The sequence below is a fragment of the Segnochrobactrum spirostomi genome, assembly GCF_009600605.1.
GTDB lineage: Bacteria > Pseudomonadota > Alphaproteobacteria > Rhizobiales > Segnochrobactraceae > Segnochrobactrum > Segnochrobactrum spirostomi.
In genome coordinates this window covers 2,242,086-2,264,074 of sequence record NZ_VWNA01000001.1, presented here as the reverse complement: position 1 = coordinate 2,264,074, position 21,989 = coordinate 2,242,086, and the positions used below count along the sequence as shown (strand labels likewise).

Annotated in this window: 23 protein-coding genes; 13 read left to right on the top strand and 10 right to left on the bottom strand. The window is 68.1% G+C overall.

What is annotated here, in order from left to right:
• Nucleotides 1-11: 11 nt before the first annotated feature.
• From F0357_RS10200 to trmD, 4 genes are all read left to right on the top strand, one after another.
• The gene (locus F0357_RS10200) at nt 12-359 is read left to right on the top strand and encodes a chorismate mutase (RefSeq protein WP_153480701.1); all 348 of its coding nucleotides are present in this window, start codon (nt 12-14) and stop codon (nt 357-359) included.
• 53 nt (nt 360-412) lie between these two features.
• The gene (rpsP, locus tag F0357_RS10195; RefSeq protein ID WP_153480698.1) at nt 413-778 is read left to right on the top strand and encodes a 30S ribosomal protein S16; all 366 of its coding nucleotides are present in this window, start codon (nt 413-415) and stop codon (nt 776-778) included.
• A 138-nt stretch (nt 779-916) separates the two neighbouring features.
• Complete coding sequence (gene rimM / locus F0357_RS10190; RefSeq protein ID WP_153480696.1) at nt 917-1,489, top strand: ribosome maturation factor RimM; 573 nt, start codon at nt 917-919, stop codon at nt 1,487-1,489.
• The gene (gene trmD, locus F0357_RS10185) at nt 1,486-2,196 is read left to right on the top strand and encodes a tRNA (guanosine(37)-N1)-methyltransferase TrmD (protein WP_312861534.1); all 711 of its coding nucleotides are present in this window, start codon (nt 1,486-1,488) and stop codon (nt 2,194-2,196) included. The genes rimM and trmD overlap by 4 nt, the downstream gene beginning before the upstream one ends.
• 23 nt (nt 2,197-2,219) lie before the next feature.
• Here the strand turns inward: trmD and F0357_RS25480 are convergent, their stop codons facing one another.
• Nucleotides 2,220-2,498 carry a BA14K family protein gene (locus F0357_RS25480; RefSeq protein ID WP_376767797.1) on the bottom strand — a complete coding sequence of 93 codons (279 nt, stop codon included), beginning with the start codon at nt 2,496-2,498 and terminating at the stop codon, nt 2,220-2,222.
• A 661-nt stretch (nt 2,499-3,159) separates the two neighbouring features.
• On the bottom strand, nt 3,160-4,593 hold the full coding sequence (locus F0357_RS10175; RefSeq protein ID WP_153480693.1) for a homospermidine synthase: 1,434 nt from the start codon (nt 4,591-4,593) through the stop codon (nt 3,160-3,162).
• Between the two features lie 370 nt (nt 4,594-4,963).
• Between F0357_RS10175 and F0357_RS10170 the strand changes: the two genes are divergently transcribed.
• The gene (locus tag F0357_RS10170) at nt 4,964-5,704 is read left to right on the top strand and encodes a hypothetical protein (protein ID WP_153480690.1); all 741 of its coding nucleotides are present in this window, start codon (nt 4,964-4,966) and stop codon (nt 5,702-5,704) included.
• A gap of 159 nt (nt 5,705-5,863) precedes the next feature.
• Here the strand turns inward: F0357_RS10170 and gyrB are convergent, their stop codons facing one another.
• The 8 genes from gyrB to rpsT all read right to left on the bottom strand — a co-directional run bounded on the left by gyrB (nt 5,864) and on the right by rpsT (nt 15,427).
• Complete coding sequence (gene gyrB / locus F0357_RS10165; protein WP_153480685.1) at nt 5,864-8,293, bottom strand: DNA topoisomerase (ATP-hydrolyzing) subunit B; 2,430 nt, start codon at nt 8,291-8,293, stop codon at nt 5,864-5,866.
• 179 nt (nt 8,294-8,472) lie between these two features.
• Nucleotides 8,473-9,084, bottom strand: a complete 612-nt coding sequence (locus F0357_RS10160) for a LysE family translocator (protein ID WP_153480680.1) — start codon at nt 9,082-9,084, stop codon at nt 8,473-8,475.
• 124 nt (nt 9,085-9,208) lie between these two features.
• Nucleotides 9,209-9,526 carry a cupin domain-containing protein gene (locus F0357_RS10155; RefSeq protein ID WP_153480677.1) on the bottom strand — a complete coding sequence of 106 codons (318 nt, stop codon included), beginning with the start codon at nt 9,524-9,526 and terminating at the stop codon, nt 9,209-9,211.
• Between the two features lie 73 nt (nt 9,527-9,599).
• On the bottom strand, nt 9,600-10,790 hold the full coding sequence (recF, locus tag F0357_RS10150) for a DNA replication/repair protein RecF (RefSeq protein ID WP_153480673.1): 1,191 nt from the start codon (nt 10,788-10,790) through the stop codon (nt 9,600-9,602).
• A gap of 28 nt (nt 10,791-10,818) precedes the next feature.
• A complete protein-coding gene (dnaN, locus tag F0357_RS10145; RefSeq protein WP_153480665.1) occupies nt 10,819-11,937 on the bottom strand; it encodes a DNA polymerase III subunit beta in 1,119 nt (372 codons plus the stop codon).
• 168 nt (nt 11,938-12,105) lie between these two features.
• Entirely contained in the window at nt 12,106-13,686 is a 1,581-nt protein-coding gene (gene dnaA / locus F0357_RS10140; RefSeq protein ID WP_246161420.1) for a chromosomal replication initiator protein DnaA, read from the bottom strand.
• A gap of 218 nt (nt 13,687-13,904) precedes the next feature.
• Complete coding sequence (locus tag F0357_RS10135) at nt 13,905-14,351, bottom strand: rhodanese-like domain-containing protein (protein ID WP_153480662.1); 447 nt, start codon at nt 14,349-14,351, stop codon at nt 13,905-13,907.
• A gap of 809 nt (nt 14,352-15,160) precedes the next feature.
• Complete coding sequence (gene rpsT, locus F0357_RS10130; protein WP_153480659.1) at nt 15,161-15,427, bottom strand: 30S ribosomal protein S20; 267 nt, start codon at nt 15,425-15,427, stop codon at nt 15,161-15,163.
• Between the two features lie 643 nt (nt 15,428-16,070).
• On the opposite strand from rpsT, the gene rplS reads away from it, so the two are divergent.
• From rplS to F0357_RS10090, 8 genes are all read left to right on the top strand, one after another.
• Entirely contained in the window at nt 16,071-16,463 is a 393-nt protein-coding gene (rplS, locus tag F0357_RS10125) for a 50S ribosomal protein L19 (protein WP_153480655.1), read from the top strand.
• A gap of 213 nt (nt 16,464-16,676) precedes the next feature.
• Complete coding sequence (locus F0357_RS10120) at nt 16,677-17,888, top strand: multidrug effflux MFS transporter (RefSeq protein ID WP_312861533.1); 1,212 nt, start codon at nt 16,677-16,679, stop codon at nt 17,886-17,888.
• A gap of 216 nt (nt 17,889-18,104) precedes the next feature.
• A complete protein-coding gene (gene rpmB / locus F0357_RS10115; protein ID WP_153480652.1) occupies nt 18,105-18,395 on the top strand; it encodes a 50S ribosomal protein L28 in 291 nt (96 codons plus the stop codon).
• A 70-nt stretch (nt 18,396-18,465) separates the two neighbouring features.
• Nucleotides 18,466-19,128: a queuosine precursor transporter gene (locus F0357_RS10110; protein WP_153480648.1), complete on the top strand. Its 663-nt coding sequence runs from the start codon at nt 18,466-18,468 to the stop codon at nt 19,126-19,128.
• 187 nt (nt 19,129-19,315) lie between these two features.
• The gene (locus tag F0357_RS10105) at nt 19,316-19,846 is read left to right on the top strand and encodes a TspO/MBR family protein (RefSeq protein WP_153480645.1); all 531 of its coding nucleotides are present in this window, start codon (nt 19,316-19,318) and stop codon (nt 19,844-19,846) included.
• 55 nt (nt 19,847-19,901) lie between these two features.
• Nucleotides 19,902-20,093: a twin transmembrane helix small protein gene (locus F0357_RS10100; protein WP_153480642.1), complete on the top strand. Its 192-nt coding sequence runs from the start codon at nt 19,902-19,904 to the stop codon at nt 20,091-20,093.
• A 74-nt stretch (nt 20,094-20,167) separates the two neighbouring features.
• On the top strand, nt 20,168-20,743 hold the full coding sequence (locus tag F0357_RS10095; RefSeq protein ID WP_153480640.1) for a cob(I)yrinic acid a,c-diamide adenosyltransferase: 576 nt from the start codon (nt 20,168-20,170) through the stop codon (nt 20,741-20,743).
• Between the two features lie 195 nt (nt 20,744-20,938).
• Nucleotides 20,939-21,814, top strand: coding sequence for a 3-hydroxybutyryl-CoA dehydrogenase (locus tag F0357_RS10090; protein ID WP_153480633.1), 876 nt, complete (start codon nt 20,939-20,941; stop codon nt 21,812-21,814).
• Nucleotides 21,815-21,989: the final 175 nt, after the last annotated feature.

The window sequence follows — 21,989 nt, the reverse complement described above, 5'->3', positions numbered from 1 at the left end:
GGCGCGCGAGCATGAACGAGCGTATCGAGACGACCCTGGCCGGCGGCGCGACGGTCGATCCGGAGCTGAAGCGGCTCCGGGACTCGATCGACAACATCGACGCCGCCTTGGTTCACCTTCTGGCCGAGCGCTTCAAGTGCACCCAGAAGGTCGGCGAGCTCAAGGCCCGCACTGCGCTGCCGCCGGCCGATCCGGCGCGGGAAGCGGCGCAGATCGCGCGGCTCCGGACGCTCGCCGAGAACGCCCAGCTCGACCCCGACTTCGCGGAAACCTTCCTCAACTTCATCGTCAAGGAAGTGATCCGCCACCACGAGAAGATCCGCGCGGACGTCCGCGCGGTGGGCGGCCAGACCGCCTGACCGATCAAGCCCGAATTTCGAGACCGAATTCGAACGACCCGAAGGAGAAGACCATGTCCCTGAAGATCCGCCTCGCCCGCGGCGGCGCCAAGAAGCGCCCCTATTACCGCATCGTGATCGCCGACGCCCGCGCCCCGCGCGACGGCCGTTTCATCGAGAAGGTGGGCACCTTCAACCCGCTGCTCGGCAAGGACGATCCGGCCCGCGTGACGCTCGTTACCGAGCGCGTCCAGCATTGGCTGAACGTCGGCGCCCAGCCGACCGACCGCGTGCTGCGCTTCCTCGACGCCGCCGGCCTCGCCAAGCGCGCCACCCGCTCGAACCCGACGAAGGGCGAGCCCGGCGCCAAGGCGAAGGAGCGTGCCGAAGCCCGCGCCGCCGCCGCTGCGGCCGCTGCCGAGGCTCCCGCCTCGGAGTGATATCGGGCGGGGGGCTTCGGCCCCCTTCCTTTGAGAGATCCTCTGCCTTTGAGCGACCATCCGCGCCGCCGTTCCCTTCTCCCCTTGGGGGAGAAGGGAATGGCGCCGTGATTTTTCGCGCCGCCCGGATTCAATGCCATGCCCGACGACGGCCGCGTCCTGATCGCCCGCATCGGCGCCCCGCACGGGGTGCGCGGCGAGGTGCGCCTCATTGCGTTCGGCGACGATCCCTTCGCGCTCGAGGATTACGGTCCCCTGGAGACCAGGGACGGCCGCACCTTCGAGATCCTCGGCCTCAAGCTCGTCGCCGAGAAGCTGATCGCACGCCTCGCGGGCGTCACCGACCGCACCGCCGCGGAAGCGCTCACCAATCTCGACCTCTTCGTCGCCCGCGACCGGCTGCCGCCGCCCGAGGACGAGGACACCTTCTATCATGCCGACCTGATCGGCCTCGCCGCGGTGCTGCCGGACGGCGCGCCCCTCGGCACAGTGATCGCCGTGCCGAATTTCGGCGCCGGCGACCTCGTCGAGATCGCGCCCGTGCGCGGGCCGACGCTGCTCGTGCCGTTCACCCGCGCCGTTGTGCCGGAGATCGACCTTCCCGGCCGCCGCATCGTCGTCGATCCGCCGGCGGGTCTCCTCGGCGGCGACAAGGAGGCGAAAGGCGAGGACGGCGAGCCGGACGAGGCCGCGGCGGAGCCGGAGCGGTGACCTTCGCCGCGACCGTCCTCACCCTCTATCCCGAGATGTTCCCGGGGCCGCTCGGCCTCAGCCTCGCCGGACGCGCCCTCGAGCGCGGGGCGTGGTCGTTCGCGGCCCGCAACATCCGCGATCACGCGACCGACCGCCACCGCACCGTGGACGACACGCCCGCCGGCGGCGGCGTCGGCATGGTGCTCAAGGCCGACATCCTGGCGGCGGCGATCGATGCCGCGGCGCCACCGGACGATCCGCGGCCGCGCCTCTTGATGAGCCCGCGCGGTCGCCCGCTCACCCAGGCGCGCGTGCGCGCCCTCGCCGAAGGTCCCGGCGCGGTGATCGTGTGCGGACGGTTCGAAGGGGTGGATCAGCGCGTCATCGAGGGACGCGGCCTCGAGGAGGTGTCGATCGGCGACTACATCCTCTCCGGCGGCGAACTCGCCGCCATGGTGCTCCTCGATGCCTGCGTGCGGCTTCTGCCCGGGGTGATGGGCAAGGAAGCCTCCGGCGAGGACGAGAGCTTTTCGGACGGCCTGCTCGAATATCCCCACTACACCCGGCCGCCGATGTGGGAGGAGCGCGCGATCCCCGAGATCCTCGTCTCCGGCGACCACGGTCGCATCGCGCGCTGGCGGCGGGCCGAGGCCGAGGCCCTGACCGCCGAACGCCGCCCCGATCTGTGGGCGGCGTACCAGGAGCGCCGCGGCCGCAAGGACTGACCGCACCGCCGCGTCCGGCCGCCTCAGCAGGGGTGGCGCAGGCCGTCGTAGCCGAGATAAGTGCCGCTCGCCGGGTCGTAGCTGCGATAGCGCGCCGCGCAGGATTGCCGATAGGCGGACTGGCTCATGGCGACGTCGCCAGGCGTCGTCGCGCGCGTTTCGACCCGCCCGCCGGCCCCCGTATAATAAGTGACGGGGCCCTGGCCAGGGCTGCCGTACGGGCCGGTATAGGGCCCGGTATAGGCCGGCGGCGGGGCATAAGCGGGCCTCTGCGAATTCGCGACCACCGCGCCGATCGCCACGCCCGCAATGAGCCCCGCCGCCCGGCTGCGACGGCGGCGCCGTTGCCGTTATTGTTGTTGTAGTGCGGGCGCGGTCCCCATGCCGGATTGCGCTGGCCCGGCTGGTAGCCAGGCCTGTAACCCGGCTGATAGCCGGGCTGATATCCCGGCTGGGAGCCGGGCTGATAGGATCCCGGCCCGTTCGGCCCCTGGGTCCACCAGGGCGGTTGCGCGGCAGCCGGCGAGGCCGACACGGCGACGCCCAGCGCCAGCGCCGCGAGCGCTGCGATCGATCTGCCCATCATGATCTCCATCGGATGTTGGACGCGGACCGCCTTGGACCGTCGCGCGTCGGTCGAGACGCCGCGAAGCGGCGCCTTCGTCGCGACGGGAGGGAGCGACCTCTCGGTCGATCCGGTGCGTCGCATCCGGCCCGGCATCTGCGGGGGGCGGCTCGATGCCGGGCCGGGCGTGGTCGCGGACAGAGCCCTCGACCTCCAAGGAAACGACCTCGGGCCCCATCCGTTCCCGATCGCAGATCGGGCATGGGGGCGGGCGAACGCGGGCGCGCCGCGTGCGAGGCGGCACAAACGCGAAGGCGGGCGGAAGCCGAAGCCGCCGCCCGCCCCAATCAGGGATCAAGCCGTTGCAGGAGAGGTCGGCGCCGCTCCGGCGCGCGGCCTTACCAGCGCACGATCACGTTGCGGAACGCCCACGGCTCGTTCGGGTCGATGTCTTCCGGGAACAGGCCCGGACGACCCTCGAGCGGGGTCCAGTCGGTGTAGGCGCCGACAAGCGGCCCGAGATAGGGCTTCTGCACCTCGAGGCAGCGGCGATAGTCCATCTCGTCCGCCTCGACGATGCCCTCTTCCGGGTTCTCGATCGCCCACACCATGCCGGCGAGGACGGCCGAGGTGACCTGGAGGCCGGTCGCGTTCTGATAGGGGGCGAGCAGGCGCGCCTCCTCGATCGAGAGCTGCGAGCCGTACCAATAGGCATTGCGGCCGTGGCCATAGAGCAGGACGCCGAGTTCGTCGCGACCGTCGACGATCTCCTCCTCCTCGAGGATGTGCCAGCGCGGCTGCATCACGCCGCCGGCGCCGAACATCTCGTGAAGCGACAGCACCGCATCGCCCGCCGGGTGATAGGCATAATGGCAGGTCGGCCGGTAGGCGACGGCGTCGCCCTCGCGCACCGTGTAATAATCGGCGATCGAGATCGCCTCGTTGTGGGTGACCAGGAAGCCGTAATGGGCACCGGTCGAGGGCGTCCAGGTGCGCACCCGGGTGTTGGCGCCGGGCTGCATCAGGTAGATCGCCGCGCCGCAGCCGCCTTCGTGGGTGCGGCCGGTTTCCGGCATCCAGGGCTCGAAGGTGCCCCAGCCGAGCTCGGCCGGCTGGAGGCCTTCCGAGACGAAGCCTTCGACCGACCAGGTGTTGATGAACACGCCGTCCGGCTTCGGGGTGAGGGCGCGCTGGGTGTCGCGCTCGGCGATGTGGATGCCCTTCACGCTGAGGTCGTGGGCGAGCTTGGCCCAGCCTTCGCGGCTCTCCGGGATGGCGACCTCGCGGCCGAGATCGTGGGCGAGGTCCACGAGCGCCTGCTTGACGAACCACGACACCATGCCGGGATTGGCGCCGCAGCAGGACACCGCGGTCGGGCCGCCCGGCTTGCGGGCACGGGCCGCGAGCACCGCCTCGCGCAGGGCATAGTTCGAGCGCTCGCCCGGGCCTTTGGAATCGTCGAAATAGAAGCCCTTCCAGGGCTCGGCGACGGTGTCGATATAAAGCGTGCCGAGCTCGCGGCAGAGCTCCATCACCGCGACCGACGAGACGTCGACCGAGAGGTTGACGCAGAAGCCGCGGCCGCCGCCCTCGGTGAGGAGGGGCGTCAGCAGCTCGCGATAGTTCGCGACCGTCACCTCGGCCTGAACGAAGCGGACGCCGTGCTTCTCGGCGAGCTCGCGATTGTCGGCCTCGGGCGTGACGACGATCAGGCGCGACCGGTCAAACTCGAAATGGCGCTCGATCAGCGGCAGCGTGCCCCGCCCGATCGACCCGAAGCCGATCATCACGATGGGGCCGTCGATCCGGGCGTAAATCGGCCAATCGGTCATTTTATCGTCGTCTCCTGTCTTCCTCGAAGATCCGCCTTCCGGCGTGATGATGAAGGCCCGCCCCTCTCCGGGCTCGGCCGCCTGTTTCCATAGCAGGCCGAACGCCGGACGGCGACGAAAAGCATCACCGGCCATCTGAGACGGATTGGGCGACGGGAGGATGACGGAGGGCTCGCGCCTGTCCGGATGCGCACCTGCACATCCCAGCTTATACATCTAAGATTGCAGCAAAAACCTCCGCGTGCATTAGTGGAGCGTCGGAAGACGATCCCTGAGGGTTATCGATCTGGCCGCTGGCGCCAAGGCGGCGCGATCCTCTTCCGACCTTCGCGTGTCGTCGCGTCCGTTTCCATTCAATGGGGGAGAAATCATGCGCGTGCAGTCAATTCCCGCTCTCACAGCGTTAGCCGTGGCACTGTCGTTATGCTTGGCGGGTTGCAGAGATGCTACGACCGAGGCCACCCAATCTCTTTATCAAATACCTCCAAAGGGAGGCTATTTGGTCGTCCCCCAGAAAGTTGACGATTTCGATCGCGACGGCATGCGCCAAATTGGCGCGCTTTACTACATCGAAGAAGGAAAGACACTGCCCGCAACAGAGCCGGTTTCGATCAAGCCTGCATGCGCGGTTATCAAGGAATACGACCTTCAACCCGTAACCGTTACCCATCCCATGTCATTGAAGAAAATAGAGCGTACGATTGGGGCAGGCGCCGGGATCCCACCGTTCATTTCAATCCTTATTGAGGGATTAACTCTTGATGCGAACGCTGATCATAGTATTATTTTAAATATATCAAATCTTGTCGTCGAAGATAGAAATGATTTTGATTTGCTAAAATTGCGCGAGCGCTTCAGTTCAAAAGGGCCCTGCCAGTCTATTCTTCGTCGCCTTAAGGCTTCGGCACCAAGATCTGCGGAGACAGTTTTTCAGCTTGTGAAAATCGTCTACGCGGATATCGACGGAAAGATTACGAACATCATAGGCGCCAATGCCGGCATCGGCAATATCAAGATTATACACATAGGAAATCAAAAAGACGCTGAAATCGAATGGAAAGGCGCCGTCTTCAAGGTATTCAAAAACGTTGATTGGAGAATCGAAAATTAATACGTGTATAAAAAAGAGAGATGCCGAATAAATCGGACAACGATATCGATAATTATGCAAGCCTTCGCCTTTCGCGCATGAAAGACGCCTGGTTCTCCTCCCGAAAAGATGCCGCTCAATTTTCGGGAGGAGTCATTTCCGATATGTCCTACCGCCTACTCACACGTCCAGATTCGCCACCGTCAACGCGTTGTCCTGGATGAACTCGCGGCGCGGTTCGACTTCGTCGCCCATCAGCTTGGCGAAGATGTCGTCGGCGTCGTCGGCCTCGCGCACCTTGACCTGGAGCAGGGAGCGGACGTTGGGGTCGAGCGTCGTTTCCCAGAGCTGCTCGGCGTTCATCTCGCCGAGGCCTTTGTAGCGCTGCAGGCTGATGCCCTTGCGGCCCGAGGCGAACACCGCTTCCACGAGGGCGACGGGCCCGCGGATCGGCGTCTCGGTGTCCTTGCGCTTCAGGGTCGCGGCCTTGCCGTAGACGTCCTGGAGGTGGGTCGCGAAGGCGTCGAGCTTGCGGGCGTCGGCGGAGGCGATCAGAGCCGCGTCGATCACCGCGACCTCCTTCACGCCGCGCACGGTGCGTTCGAAGCGCAGCGAGCCGTCGTCCTCGGCGAGGCCCGACCAGCCCTTCTCGTATTCCTCGGCGAGGATGTCGAGCCGCCGCGCGATATAGGCGGCGGCGCCCTCCGCCTTCGCGCGATCGGCCACGATCTCGGGATTGAGCGCGCCGGCGATCGCCGCCTGCTCGACCACATCGCGGCGATAGCGCGAATGCAGGCCGTCGAGCAGCGCACGAACCTTGCGCGCCTCGTCGACGACCTGACGGAGGTCCGCCCCGCCGCGCACTTCGCCCGAGGCGAGGGTGAGCAGCGTATCCTCGAGGCCGGTATCGATCAGATAATCTTCGAGCGCCGCCTCGTTCTTCAAATATTGCTCGGAGGAGCCGCGGCGCACTTTGTAGAGCGGCGGCTGGGCGATGTAGAGGTGCCCCTTCTCGAACAATTGCGGCATCTGCCGATAGAAGAAGGTCAGCAGGAGCGTGCGGATATGGGCGCCGTCGACGTCGGCGTCCGTCATGATGATGATCTTGTGGTAGCGCAGCTTACCGACGTCGAACTCTTCCTGACCGATGCCGGTGCCGAGCGCGGTGATGAGCGTGCCGATCTGTTCGGACGAGAGCATCTTGTCGAAGCGCGCCCGCTCGACATTGAGGATCTTGCCGCGCAGGGGCAGGATCGCCTGGTTGGCGCGGTTGCGCCCGCTCTTGGCCGAGCCGCCGGCCGAATCGCCCTCGACGATGAAGATCTCGGACTTCGACGGGTCGCGCTCCTGGCAATCGGCCAGCTTGCCGGGCAGGGAGGCGATGTCGAGCGCACCCTTGCGACGGGTCAGTTCGCGGGCCTTGCGCGCCGCCTCGCGGGCGGCGGCCGCCTCGACGACCTTGGCGACGATCGTCTTGGCGTCGCCGGGATGTTCCTCGAGCCAGGCGCCGAGGGTGTCATTGACGATCGATTCGACCACCGGGCGGACTTCGGACGAAACGAGCTTGTCCTTGGTCTGGGACGAGAATTTCGGGTCCGGCACCTTCACCGAGAGGACGCAGGTCAGGCCTTCGCGGCAATCGTCGCCGGTGAGCTGGACCTTCTCCTTCTTGGAGACGCCACTCGAATCCGCATAGCCGGTGATCTGGCGGGTTAGCGCACCGCGGAATCCGGCGAGATGGGTGCCGCCGTCGCGCTGCGGGATGTTGTTGGTGAAGCAGAGCGTGTGCTCGTGGTAGCTGTCGTTCCACCACATCGCGACCTCGACGGTGATGCCGTCGCGCTCGCCGCGCGTCGTCACCGGGCTCGTGATGAGCGGGTGCTTGGTGCGGTCGAGCCAGCGCACGAAGGCCTCGAGGCCGCCCTCGTAGTGCATTTCCTCGCTCTTCGGCTCCACCCCGCGCCGGTCCTCGAGCAGGATGCGAACGCCGGAATTGAGGAAGGCGAGTTCGCGCAGGCGCCGCTCCAGCGTCGCATAATCGAAATCGGTGACGCCCTTGAAGGTCTCCAGGCTTGGCAGGAAGGTCACCTCGGTGCCGCTGCGGCCTTCCGCCGGGCTGACGACCGCGAGCGGAGCGACGGCGTCCCCGTGCTCGAAGCGCATCGCATAGAGCTGGCCGTGACGGCGGATCTTGAGCTCCAGCCACTGCGACAGGGCGTTGACGACAGACACGCCCACGCCGTGCAGGCCGCCGGAAACCTTATAGGAATTCTGGTCGAACTTACCGCCGGCGTGGAGCTGGGTCATGATGACCTCGGCCGCCGAGACGCCTTCGCCTTCGTGGATGTCGGTCGGAATGCCGCGGCCGTTGTCGGTCACGGTGCAGGAGCCATCGGCGTTCAGCGTGACCGTCACCCGGTCGGCATAGCCGGCGAGCGCCTCGTCGATGGCGTTGTCGACGACCTCGTAGACCATGTGGTGCAGGCCGGAGCCGTCGTCGGTGTCGCCGATGTACATGCCCGGCCGCTTGCGCACGGCGTCGAGGCCCTTGAGCACCTTGATCGACTGGGCGCCGTATTCCTCGGCGCCGTTCGGCTGGATGTCCGTCATGCGAATCGCTTGGGTCCGTCGGTCCGGTTCATAAGGACCGTCATAAGGATGTCGCGGCGGAGGTTCAACGCCGCGTCGCGAATGGCTGAAGTAGCCTTATAAATAGGGTGCGAGCGCGGCATTCCCAAGCGAATCTTGGGCGAGCGCCGCGTTGGCGACAATCGGCCCGGACCACCGGCTCAGCGCCAGGCGATGGCCGCCGCCGCGCCGGCGAGCGCCGTGCCGGCGACCCGGTTGAGGATGGTCCGCGCCCGGGTGCTCGCCAGCGCGTCGCGGGCCTTCAGCGTCAGGGCGATGTAGCCGGCCGAGATCAGCATCAGCACGACGACGACGGCCACCGCGATCTCGGCGAAGATCGCAAGCCCGACATGGTCGAGATCGACGACGGTCGGCAGGATCGCGAGATAGAACACCATCGTCTTCGGGTTGCCGAGGGTGAGGGCGAGGCCGGACATCGTGAGACGGCGGGCGCTCTCGACCCTACCGGCCTCGATGTGCTCGGCCTTGACCGGCGTCGTCCAGAGCTTCCAGGCAATGTAGAGCAGATAGGCCATGCCGAGATAGCGGATGGCGAGGAAGAGCCAATAGAAGGTGTGGGCGATCGCGCTGAGGCCCGCGACCGCCGCGGTGAGCCAGACGAGATCGCCGAAGATCACCCCGAGCGCGAACCACGCCCCGCCACGGAAGCCGCCACCCAGCGTGCGGGCGACGATCGCCGTCATGCCGGGACCGGGCGAACCGGCGGCGAGCGCATAGACGAAGACGAAGGTGAGAAAGCTCGTGAGGGTCATCGCAGGTCGAACCTCGGCACCGCCCGATTGGGCCGAACGCGGGGCCTTCTTTCGCACGACCGCCCGCGGCTGTCACGGGGATGGTCAGCCGACCTGACGTGCGGCCGGCGCGGGGCTGGAACCGTCAGGCGCCGGCGAGCGCGGCGGCGTCCTTCACCTCGATCTCGACGAAGGCGATCGGATGGGGCGAGCCGTTCATCACATCGTGGCGGATGCCGGCGGGCCGGCGATAGGACTGGCCCGCGACGAGCGGCACGTCCTTCACGGCCTCGCCGTCGTGCACCCGCAGCACGCCGTCGGTCAGCATCACGACGACATAGGGCCAGCCGTGCTCGTGCCATCCGGTCACCGCGCCGGGCGCGAAGTCCCAGCGGGTGATGCGCACCGCCGCATCGTCGAGCTGAAGGGTCGGAACAGCGGGCAGATCGCACTGGAAAGCCATCGCATCCTCGCGGCAATTCTCTCGTCGGGCGGGGCGAGCATCGCTCGGTGGCCGGCCGGGGGCAAGCCGGGCGTCACACCGGCATCACTCCGCCGTCGGCGACGGTGAAGCGCTGGGCTCGGTCGCCCAACGCCTCGAACAAAGCGGTGTCGGTGCCGGTCATGAAGGCCTGGGTGCCGAGCCGCTCCAGGCGGGCGAACAGGCCGGCGCGGCGGTGCGAATCGAGGTGGGCGGCGACCTCGTCGAGGAGCAGGACCGGCACCTGCCGAGTCAGCCGGGCGACCAGCCGGGCATGGGCGAGGACGAGGCCGATCAGCAGCGCCTTCTGTTCGCCGGTCGAGGCGAGCGCCGCCGGCATCGCCTTCGCCCGGTGAACGACCACGAGGTCGCTGCGGTGGGGACCGGTCAGCGTCCGCCCGGCGGCGCGGTCGAGCCCGCGGCCCGCGGCGAGGCCGGCGCGAAAGGCCTCTTCCACCGCGGAGGCCGGCGCGCCGGCGGCGATGCGCGCCTCGATCTCGCCTTCGAGGGCGAGATCGGCGGCGGGAAAGGTGTCGTCCGGCTCGGGCGCGAGTTCGGCCAAACAGGCGACGAGCTCGCGGCGGGCGGCGGCGACGGCGGTGCCGAGTTCGGCGATCTGCAATTCCACCGCATCGAGCCAGGCCGGATCGGGGACATGGGATTCGAGCAGGCGGTTGCGCTGGGCGAGCGCCCGCTCATAGGCCGAGACGCGCGAGGCGTGGGCCGCATCGATGGCGAGCACCAGCCGGTCGAGAAAACGGCGGCGATCGCCGGCCGGGCCGGTGAAGAGGCCGTCCATCGCCGGCGTGAGCCAGAGCACGCGGATGTGGTCGAGCAGGGCCTCGGCCGAGCGGGCATCGGCGCCGTCGATGCGGATGCGCCGGGAGCGGCCTCCCTCGCCGCCCGGATCGAGCCCGGTGCCGATCCGCACGCGGCCTTCCGGTCCCTCGATCGCGGCGGCGACCGACCAGCCGCCGCTGCCGCCACGGCGGGCGAGCGCCTCGTAGGTGGCGCGGCGCAGGCCGCGCCCCGGCGAGAGCAGCGAGACGGCTTCGAGGAGGTTGGTCTTGCCGGCGCCGTTGTCGCCGGTGAGCACGACGGGCCGCCCGTCAAGCGGCAGCATCAGCGCGGCATAATTGCGGAAGTCGGCGAGTTGCAGCGCCAGGAGCCGCACCGGCGCGGCGCCGTCCCCCGCCGCGCGGGCGCCCGTGTCGGGATCGCCCGGATCGGCGGGGGGCTCGGTCATGTTCGTCCTTGGCCGCGTCGAGCCGCCCTTAGACGCGCATCGGCATCAGCACGAACAGCGCGCTGTCGTCGCTGCCGTCCTGGATGAGCGTCGGGGAGCCGGGATCGGCGAGACGGAACACCGCCTCGCCGCTCTCGATCTGCGAGGCGATGTCGAGGAGATATTTCGCGTTGAAGCCGATATCGAGCGGCTCCGCCGTATATTCGACGGCGAGTTCCTCGGTCGCGGACCCGGAATCCGGGTTGTTGACCGCGAGCACCAGACGGCCGTCGCCGATGGTGAGCTTCACCGCCCGGCCACGCTCGCTCGATATGGTCGAGACGCGATCGACGGCGGTCGCGAAATCGTCGCGATAGACCCGGAGCTCCTTGTCGTTCCCCTGGGGAATGACGCGGGCATAATCCGGGAAGGTTCCGTCGATCAGCTTCGAGGTCAGCACCACGGGGCCGAGGGTGAGGCGGATCTTGGCGTCCGAGAGCTCGACGCCGACCGCGGCATTCGGGTCGTCGATCAGGCGCTGGATCTCGCCGACCGTCTTGCGCGGCACGATGACGCCCGGCATGCCGGCCGCGCCCGGAGGGGCCGGCCGCTGGGCCTGGGCCAGACGGTGGCCGTCGGTTGCGACCGCCCGCAGCATCGTGCCGGCCGGTGTCTCCACGCTGTGGAGATAGATGCCGTTCAGATAATAGCGCGTCTCTTCCGTCGAAATAGCGAACTGGGTGCGGTCGATGAGCCGCTTAAGGTCCGCCGCCGGCAGGGCGAAGGAATGGGTGAAGCCGCCCGTGGTGATGTCGGGGAAATCCGATTCCGGCAGCATCTGGAGCGAGAAGCGCGAACGGCCGGAGCGCACCGTGAGCGTCGAGCCGTCGCCGCCGGTCTCGAGCGAGACCTCGGCGCCGTCGGGCAGCTTACGCACGATGTCGTGCAGGATGTGGGCCGGCACCGTGGTGGCGCCCGCCGATTCGACGACCGCGGGCACGCTCTCCGTCACCTCGAGATCGAGGTCGGTCGCCTTGAGCCGCAATTCGCCGTCGGCCGCGCGCAACAGCACGTTCGACAGGATCGGAATGGTGTTGCGCCGCTCCACCACGCGGTGGACGTGGGAGAGCGATTTGAGGAGGTGCGCTCGCTCGAGGGTCGCTCGCATGGCTGTCGGGATCTCGTCGCGTGGCTGCCTGGCGGCAGGTGGGAAGGTCGCGATCCCGAAGGATCGCGGTGGAATCCCGGCGCATGCCCTGGCGCCGGGTCCCGAAAACTGCCCGCAAAGGCCCTAAAGTTCAAGTCCGGCTGTGCATGGAGGAGCCGGCTCGGCCGCTCACTCGTCGAGCAGACGCTTCAGCGTCTCGATCTCGTCGGCGGTGCGCGCATCGGTGCGCGACAATTCTTCGATCTTGCGCACCGCATGGAGCACGGTGGTGTGATCGCGGCCACCGAACTGGCGCCCGATCTCCGGCAGCGAGCGCGGCGTCAGCACCTTGGCGAGGTACATGGCGATCTGGCGGGGCCGTACGATCGCCTGGGTGCGGCGGGCCGAGACGAGGTCGGCCTTCGAAACGTTGTAGTGACGCGAGACGATGCGCTGGATGTCCTCGATGCGAACGCGGCGCGCCTCGCGGGCCTTGACGAGGTCACGCAGGGCGGTCTCGGCCATCTCCACCGTGATCGGCGCGCCGGTCAGCTGGTTGTGGGCGACGAGGCGGTTCACGGCGCCGTCGAGGTCGCGGCCGTTGGTGCACACCGAATGGGCGACGAAATCGATCACCGCCTCGGGAACCGAGAGGTTCGGATAGGTCTGGCGCTGGGCGGCGAAACGCTGGGCGACGACGGCGCGGCGCAGCTCCGGATCGGCCGCGCCGATCTCAATGGTGAGCCCGCCGCCGAGGCGCGAACGGACGCGCTGGTCGAGGGTGCTGAGTTCGACCGCGGGGCGGTCGGCGGCGATCACGACTTGGCGCGCGCCGTCGATCAGCACGTTGAGGATGTGGCAGAACTCTTCCTGCGTGCGGTCGCCGTGCAGGAACTGCAGGTCGTCGATGAGGAGGAGGTCGATGTCGCGCAGGCTCTCTTTGAAGGCGATCGCGGCTTGGGCCTGGAGCGCCGCGACGAAGCGGAACACGAAGTGCTCGGCGGTGAGATAAAGGACCCGACGACCGCCGACCCGGCCCGCCTCGGCCGCGATGGCGTGCAAGAGGTGGGTTTTCCCGAAGCCGACCGGCGCATGGATGTAGAGCGGATTGAACGCGGCGACCTCGCCGGGCTTCGCCGTCGCGACCTGACGCGCGGCGGCGAGAGCGAGCGCGTTGGCGCGGCCTTCGACGAAGGTCGAAAGCGTAAAGCGCGGGTCGAGCGGCGAGCCGACGAAGGCTCCGGCCTCACCGTCGGACCGGGCGGCCGGCGCGGCGTGGCGGGGGCGCGACGTCTGCGGAGCGGACGGACGGGTCACCGGCGCCTGGGTCGCCGTCGCCCGAGCGGGAGAGGCTGCGGCCCGCGGGGTGGTCGCAGCCTGGGCGACGACCGCCCCGGCAACCGCCACATGCGGACCGGCGACCTGCACCGGCGCGGCGGCCTCGCAGACGGCGCGCGGACGGGCCGCGGTGCGGACCGAGAGGTCGAGACGACGGACGGCGGGAACCTCGTCCTGCCAGAGCGCGACCAAACGGTCCCCGTAATGCGACTGAATCCAGGTCTTCAGGAAACGGGTCGGCACCGACATCCGCAGCACACCGTTCTCGAATCCCTCGAGATCGACGCGGGCGAACCAGCTCGAAAAGACGTCCTCGCCATATTCGGACTTCAGACGGCCGCGGACTCGAGCCCAGTCGCCATCGGTCGGCACGTCGATCGAGGAACCCTCGTTGTGCTGAGCCGCCTGAGCCACACCTTGAGCCGTCATCATCCTGGTCTCCTGTCGTCTCGATCCGACCGTGCCCGCGAGGGCGCCGTCCGGCATATGGTTTCGTGGGTGGGCCGGCACCGTCTTCAGCGCGCAGAACCCGTTTGCGCCGGCCACTCCGCCGGCACATCAATCTCGTCGGCTCCCAGGATCATGGCAGGAAGGTCCGGCGCACCGCGCGCTCGCCTTCGCCCCGACCCGCGGAGCTCCTGTTCGGAAAGCTATCCCTGAGCCCAGGGCAGATCCGCGGCCTTCCAGCCGTCGACCGTGCCGCGGTGTCCCTCGCCATCCTGCGGGCCTTCGAACCCACCCGCGATGTTGAAGGCACTGGTGAAGCCGGACGCGGTCAACGCGACGGCCGCAGAACGGCTACGCGCACCCGAGCGACACAACAACAAGACAGGCGCCGAGCGGCCGAGACCACGCTGCGCGAGCAGCGCCTCGACGGCCGCGACGAAATCCGGACGCACGGACATGTCCGGATAAACCTGCCACTCGACAAACAGTGGCTCCTTGGCGACGGCCTGGAGAAACGGCGCCCCGACGAACGTCCACTCCGGGCGGGTGCGGACATCGACAAGAACCGCGTCAGGATTTCCGGCGAGGAGATCCCAAGCCTCGCGGGCCGTGATGTCTCCCGCATATCCGGAGCCGCTCTGAGCAACCATCAATTTCTCCCGGCGTACCTTACGCCAGCTCCCGATACTAATTTCGAGCCAAAGATTTTGCAGAAAGCCTCAGACATCTTCAAATGATGGGACAATCTTCCACCGTAAGCCTGCGGCAATGGCGATCCATGTTCGTTCCGATCATCTCAAAACCGTACCCGTCGAGTCTAGGCGACGAACATCGCCCAATCCCGATTGGTTGTAACCGCTTGGCTTTTACACGAAGAACCGAGGCGACGGCCTCGATGGGGTGAAAATACACAGCCCCCCCTCCCCTGCAACAGCCCCTCACGCACCTGGGATATCGCAGCACGCTGACACCGGATCGCCGGTTTCCGCGCGCCTACGGCAAGGCGTTTAGACTCAACGATTTCCCGGACGGGAAGCTGCGGTTAAGCCTGCGACGCGAAGGCGGCAAAAAAGATTCATCACAGACTACTTGACTCCGTTTTTGCTGGCCCCGGCCTGCGAGCGGCCAAGGCACCATCCGTTAACATATTGTTAATGAACCCATTTCTGAGTCAGGGCGAGGGCCGCTGGTGATCCTTTCGGCATGCCGTTTCTTTAGCCGCCTTGCCCCACAGAACAACGTGGAAAGAGCCCCGCGCGGCCTTGACGAGCGCCCACGCATGGCGCAGGCGCCCCTTCAGAATCGGTTGTCGCAGGGATGGGAGCGAAGCGTTCACAAGGGCGTGTCGGCTCGCCCGCGAACGCCGGCGAGCGACGGGCGCCCGACGCAAAAAAGCCGGCGCCCGAAGAGGACGCCGGCTTCGAGAAGGACGGCTATCGATGCGGTCGAACCGCGTCGATCAGGCGCCGATGGCCTTCACGCGGGCCGCGAGACGCGACACCTTACGCGAGGCCGTGTTCTCATGGAGCACGCCCTTGTTGGCCGCACGCATGATCTCGGGCTGAGCCGCGACGAGCGCCGCGGCAGCGGCCGCCTTGTCGCCGGAGGCGATCGCCTCCTCAACCTTGCGCAGGAACGTGCGCACGCGGCTACGCCGCGACTTGTTGATCGCCGTGCGGGCGGTGATCTTGCGGGCCATCTTCTTGGCCGAAGGGGTATTGGCCATTTTGTTTCCGGTCGGTCGTACGTCGAAAGGGGAACACGCGTCATGCGCGCGCCGGCGAATCGGTTCGGGCGGGGCGGGGCCGGCACCGCGGGCGCCTGATGGAGGACCAATCGGTCCGCATCATGCGTCGCTCAGGCAAAGCCATTCCCGTCCGCCAGCCCTCGGGCCGCCGGAGAAGGCCGCTCTATAGCCGCCCTAACCGAGAGCGTCAACAGAAATGGGCCCGTGCCCAAGACCGGCCGCCTGCTCCAAAGACCGGCCGTCCGCTCGGGGCCGATCGGAGCGGGCACGGTCAAGAGAAACGGAAAGTGGCGGCGCCTCCGCCGCGGATCCGCGCCCCGACCGACAGCCACGGCGCCGTGCTCGCTGCCGCTTCGATGAAAAAGCCGCGCCGCCCGCCGTTCGGGCATCGACAAGCCGTTCGCCTTCGTATAATGGCTGTCGCCTGTTTTCCCGATGACCCCTCCGATCGAGGACCGCGGGCGGCGCAAGCCCTCGCCAGCGGCATCGACGTTCCGGGTGCGATCGTGGCCCTTCCAGGACATCTGCCTGCGGGGCGTGGCCTCAAGCGGGGCCGGAGCGATCGGTTTGGCGCGGTTTGCAATGGTGCGGTCGTGGTCGGGGCGTGACTGAGAGAAGAGCCATGAACATCATCGACGAGATCAACCGCGAGCAGATGGACGCCATCGAAGCGAAGCGCAAGCTTCCGGCGTTCGAGCCCGGCGACACCGTGAAGGTGAACGTCCGCGTCACCGAAGGCACCCGTACCCGCGTGCAGGCCTATGAAGGCGTCTGCATCGCCCGGTCCGGCGGCGGCCTCAACGAGAGCTTCACCGTCCGTAAGATTTCCTACGGCGAGGGTGTGGAGCGCGTGTTCCCGATCTACTCGCCGATGATCGAGTCGGTCGACGTGGTCCGCCGCGGTAAGGTCCGCCGCGCGAAGCTCTATTATCTGCGCGGCCTGACCGGCAAGGCGGCCCGTATCGCCGAGAAGAAGGACGTTCGTCGCGAGGCTCCGGCCGCCGCGGCCGAGTGAACCGTGCCCGCGCCGCCTGACGCGCGGTCCGGGTGGAAGCCCGGGCACCGCGGATCTTCGGCGAACGCCCGCGTCGCGTAGGGCACACGTCGCTTGCGCGATCATGAGATCTGACGGCCGGTCGGGCGACGACCGGCCGTCCGCTTTTCGGGGGTGCCTGCACGCCGGCGTGTCCGCGTCCCGACTTCGCGCCGGCATTCGGAGTGCCTTCCCGTGCTGAGGCCGGATACCCTCGCGTTCACGGCGATCCTCGCCTTTCTCGCCGGCATGAGCCCGATCGCGACCGACATCTATCTGCCGTCGCTGCCGGCGATCGGCCGTGCCTATGCGGCGAGCGACGCCGAGGTTCAGCTCACCCTCTCCGTCTTTCTCACCGGTTACGCCTTCGGCATGCCGATCTACGGTCCGTTCTCGGACCGGTTCGGCCGCAAGCCTGTGCTCGCGGTCGCCCTCGTCATCTTTCTTTTCGCGACCGTCGCGGCGGTGTTCGCCCCCTCGATCGAAGCCCTCATCGCGATCCGCTTCGTGCAGGCGCTGGGCGCCGCCGGCCCCGTCGTGCTGTCGCGCTCCGTCGTCCGCGACGTCTTCTCTGGCCAGCGGGCGGTGCGCGAACTCTCCCGCATGGGCTCGATCGCCGGCATCGTGCCGGCCTTCGCCCCGACGCTAGGCGGCGTGATGGAAGGGCTGTTCGGCTGGCGCTCGTCGTTCTGGCTGATGGGCATCGCCGCGGCGATGATCCTCGCCGCCGTGGTGCTCAAGCTGCCCGAGACGCTGGCGATCCGCGCCGAGCGCATCTCGCCGCGCTCGATCCTGCGCTCCTACGGCGTGTGCCTGCGCAGCAAGGCGTTCCTGGTCCACACCGGGATCTGCTGCGTCTGCTTCTCCGGCCTGTTCGGCTACGTGTCCGGCTCGTCCTTCGTGCTGCAGGGCTATTATCACCTCAACGAGATCGCGTTCGGCGCGGCCTTCGGCGCGATCGCCCTCGCTTATGTCGGCGGGACCTTTCTCGGCGCCCGCCTCTCCGTGCGGCTCGGCATGATCCGCGCGCTCGGCGTCGGCACCGCGCTCAATGCGATCGGCGGCGTCGCCATGGTCGTCGCGGTGCTCGCCGGGCCGGGCAGCCCGTTCGAGGTGATCCTCACCATGATGATCTACATGGTCGGCGTCGGCCTCGCGATGCCGCAGGGCACCGCCGGGGCGATCATGCCGTTCCCGGAGCGGGCCGGCGCCGCCTCCTCGCTGCTCGGCGTGCTCCAGATGGGATCGGCCGCGGTGACCGGCGTTCTCGTCGGCCACCTGGTCGGCTTCGGCGCGTGGCCGTTCGCGGTGGTGATCGCCATCGGCGGGGTCGCCGCCTACCTGATCGACGTCACCACGCGCCGCTCCCGCATTCTCGCCTTGTCCAAGGCTGCGGGAGAGGGCTGAAGGCCAAGCGAGACGCCGCTCCCGGCTTGACGCACGGACGGCGCCCTCTTATACGTGCGCGACCTCCGATCAGACTCCGACGGTGATCGCGGCCGATCCGGCCGACCCGAACGGCGTTTGTCGGCGACGACGAACCGATCGGAATTGATGAATTTCCGGGCTGTGACGCTCCTTCGAGGGTGCGCGCGTCCGCCAGAGAACGAAGAGGGTTGAACGATGGCTCGACGCTGCGAATTGACCGGCAAGGGCGTCATGACCGGCAACAAGATCAGCCATGCGAACAACAAGAGCCGTCGGCGCTTCCTGCCGAACCTTGTTAACGTGACGCTGATCTCCGACTCGCTCGAGCAGAAGGTCCGCCTGCGCATCAGCGCGGCCGCCCTGCGCTCGGTCGAGCACCGCGGCGGCCTCGACGCCTTCCTCCTGAAGTCCCGCGACAGCGAGCTCGGCGACCGCGCCCTGCTCGTAAAGCGCGAGATCGAGCGCAAGCTCGCCGCCTCGGCCTGATCTTCCGGGCTTCCGGCCTGCGGGGCTCCCCGTTGAGAGCCCCGATCTCTCGATCGAAGGCGGACGGACCATGGCGAACGCGCGCGCCGACAAAGCCGGCCTCGGCCGGTACATCGTGCCGGCTCTGGCGATGGTGGCCGTCGTGGTCGCCTCGAACGTGCTGGTGCAATATCCCGTGCAGGGGCAGATCGGCCGCGTCTCGCTCGCCGATCTCCTGACCTGGGGTGCGTTCACCTATCCGGTCGCCTTCCTCGTCACCGATCTGACGAACCGCTGCTACGGCGTCACCACGGCTCGCATCGTGGTGGCGATCGGCTTCCTCGTCGCTGTCGCGCTGTCGGTGGCGCTCGCGACCCCGCGCATCGCCGTCGCCTCGGGCACCGCCTTCCTGTTCGGTCAGCTTCTCGACGTCACGGTGTTCAACCGGCTGCGTCGACTCGCCTGGTGGTGGGCGCCGCTCACCGCCTCGATCGTCGGCTCGATCCTCGATACCTCGATCTTCTTCTCGCTCGCCTTCGCGCCGTTCGCGAGCGGGCTCGGGCCGAACGATCCGTTCGCGCTCGAATGGGCGCCGCTGCTCGGCGCCTTCTCGCCCGACATCCCGCGCTTCATGTCGTGGGCGATGGGCGATCTCAGCGTGAAGCTGACCGCGGCGCTCATCCTGCTCGCGCCCTACCGCGTCGTGCTCGGCTACGTGCTGCCGAGCGCCGTCGCCCGTCCCGCCGCGACCTGAGCGTCTAAGCCGGGCGACGGTCCGCACCGTGCGGCCGGGCGTCATCGGCCCCGATATCCTCCATCACCGATTTCCGCGTCCGCGCAGCCTGCCCGCCGCGGCGACGCAGGATCTGGCCGACGGCGGCCGGACGCCTTATGTGCTCGATGAACGAGGGCGCTGTCCGCCCGCGGGAGCCGAGGCATCGATGACCGACCAAACCGCCGATCCGAAGGTCCACCCCAGCCCGCTCAAGCCCGGCGGCCTCGGCGACATCCTGACCCTCATTGGCTGCCTCGCCCTGACCCTGGCCATCGGAGCGGTGGCGAGCGCGGCGACGCTTCCGGCGATTCCGACCTGGTACGCGACCCTCCAGAAGCCGTTCTTCACCCCGCCGAACGCGGTGTTCGGCCCGGTCTGGACGGTGCTCTACATCATGATCGCCGTGTCGCTGTGGCGCACCATCCGTGCGCCGGCCGCGGCCGCCGACCGGCGCCGGGCCCTCACCTTCCAGGCCGCCCAGCTCGTCGCCAACTTCGCCTGGTCGTTCGCCTTCTTCGGCGCCCACAACCCCATTCTCGGGCTCGTCGTCATCGTGGCGCTCGATCTCAGCCTGATCGCGACGATCGCCGCCACGCGGCGCGTCGACCGGCCCGCCGCCCTCCTCCTCGTCCCCTATCTCCTCTGGGTGCTCTATGCGACGGCGCTGAACGGCGCCATTGTCGCCCTCAACGGCTGATGCCGAAAGCGGGCCCGTCGAGAAGGCCCGCCGCAGAGACATTCGGGAGGTCCGCTTGGCCGGCGTGTTCTATCATCTGGTGCCCGTCGCGATCTTCGCGGTGGCCGTCGTCCTGGTGCTCGGCCTCTGGAACATGATCCGGGGCGGGCATCCGAACCTGTCGCAGCGCCTGATGCGGCTGCGCATTCTGCTGCAGGCGGTCGCGATCGTCATCATCCTGCTCGCGCTGCTGCTCGCCGGACGCTAGACACGTCGCACCGGCCGGCGATCCGCCGCGGCCGCCCGGCCGTAGAACGGGTTCCTTCATCACGGAGTGCGTCCTTGGTCGTTCTGAACCGCATCTACACCCGCACCGGCGACGACGGCTCGACGGCCCTCGGCACCGGCGAGCGCCGCTCCAAGGCGGATCTGCGCGTCTCCGCCTACGGCACGGTGGACGAACTCAACGCGACGATCGGCCTCGCCCGGCTCCACACCCGGGACCACGCGGATCTCGACGCCGTGCTCGGCCGCATCCAGAACGAATTGTTCGATCTCGGCGCCGACCTCGCCACTCCCGAGGGGCCGGCCGACACCTCACCCCGCGGGGCGCTTCGGATCGTCGCCTCCCAGGTCGACCGGCTCGAGGCCGACATCGACCGCTTCAACGCACGCCTCACGCCGCTGCGCTCCTTCGTGCTGCCGGGCGGCTCGGCGCTCGCTGCCAATCTTCACCTCGCCCGCACGATCTGCCGCCGCGCCGAGCGCGAGATCGTCGCCCTCGCCGACCGCGAGCCGGTCAACGGCGCCGCCCTGCATTATGTGAACCGTCTCTCGGATTTCCTGTTCGTCGCCGGGCGCATCGCGAACGAGGACGGTGCCGGCGACGTCTTGTGGGTGCCGGGCGCGACGCGCTGACGACCGGCCTCACGGCGGCCGCGGAGGGCGAACGGCTTTGCATCACGGGGTGGCGCGGCCGCTTCGCGCGTTGACCGTCTCGCCGCCCGCCTTTAGAGCATATCTCGCCCCGTCGGCGGCGAGCGAAGCGGAGGGGCTCCGCGTCGTTCGAATCCGCCCGGCGGTTCGACCCTTCATCCTGCGCGGGAGCGAGCGATGGCCCTCAAGACGATCGGAATCATCGGTGCCGGCCAGATGGGTAGCGGCATCGTCCACGTCTGCGCCCTCGCAGGCTACGACGTGCTGATCCACGACGTATCGACGGAGCGGATCCAGTCGGGCCTCGCCACCATCACCGGCAATCTGGCTCGCCAGCAATCGAAGGGTCACATCACCGAAGAGGCTCGCAAGGCCGCCCTCGGCCACATCCGCGCGGCGGAAAATCTCGACAACCTCGCCGATGCCGATCTCGTCATCGAATCCGCGACCGAGAACGAGCAGGTCAAGCGCAAGATCTTCGCCCAGGTCTCGCCGCTGCTGAAGCCGGAGGCGATGCTCGCCACCAACACCTCGTCGATCTCGATCACCCGGCTCGCCGCCTCGACCGACCGGCCGGAGCGCTTCATCGGCATCCACTTCATGAACCCGGTGCCGGTGATGGAGCTCGTCGAGCTCGTGCGCGGCATCGCGACCGGCGACGAGACGTTCGAGGCCGCCAAGACCTTTGTCGCCAAGCTCGGCAAGACCATCGCCGTCGCCGAGGATTTCCCCGGCTTCATGGTCAACCGCATCCTGCTGCCGATGATCAACGAGGCGATCTACACGCTCTACGAGGGCGTCGGCACGGTGGTCGCCATCGACACCGCGATGCGGCTCGGCGCCAACCATCCGATGGGACCGCTCCAGCTCGCCGACTTCATCGGCCTCGATACCTGCCTGTCGATCATGCAGGTGCTCTACGAGGGGCTCGCGGATTCGAAGTACCGCCCCTGCCCGCTGCTCGTGAAATATGTCGAGGCCGGCTGGCTCGGCCGCAAGACGCAGCGCGGCTTCTACGATTATCGCGGCGAGAAGCCCGTCCCGACCCGCTGAGGGTGGCCGTCCTCCCTTCGCCCCGCTTGCGGGGAGACAGTGGCGCGCAGCGGCCTTCACCCTCCCCTGGAGGGGGAGGGTCGGCGCGTAGCGCCGGGGTGGGGTGAACGCCCCGGACGAGACGACATCACCTCCCCGCACGACGAGATCGCCCGGACAAGCCGGGCGATGACGG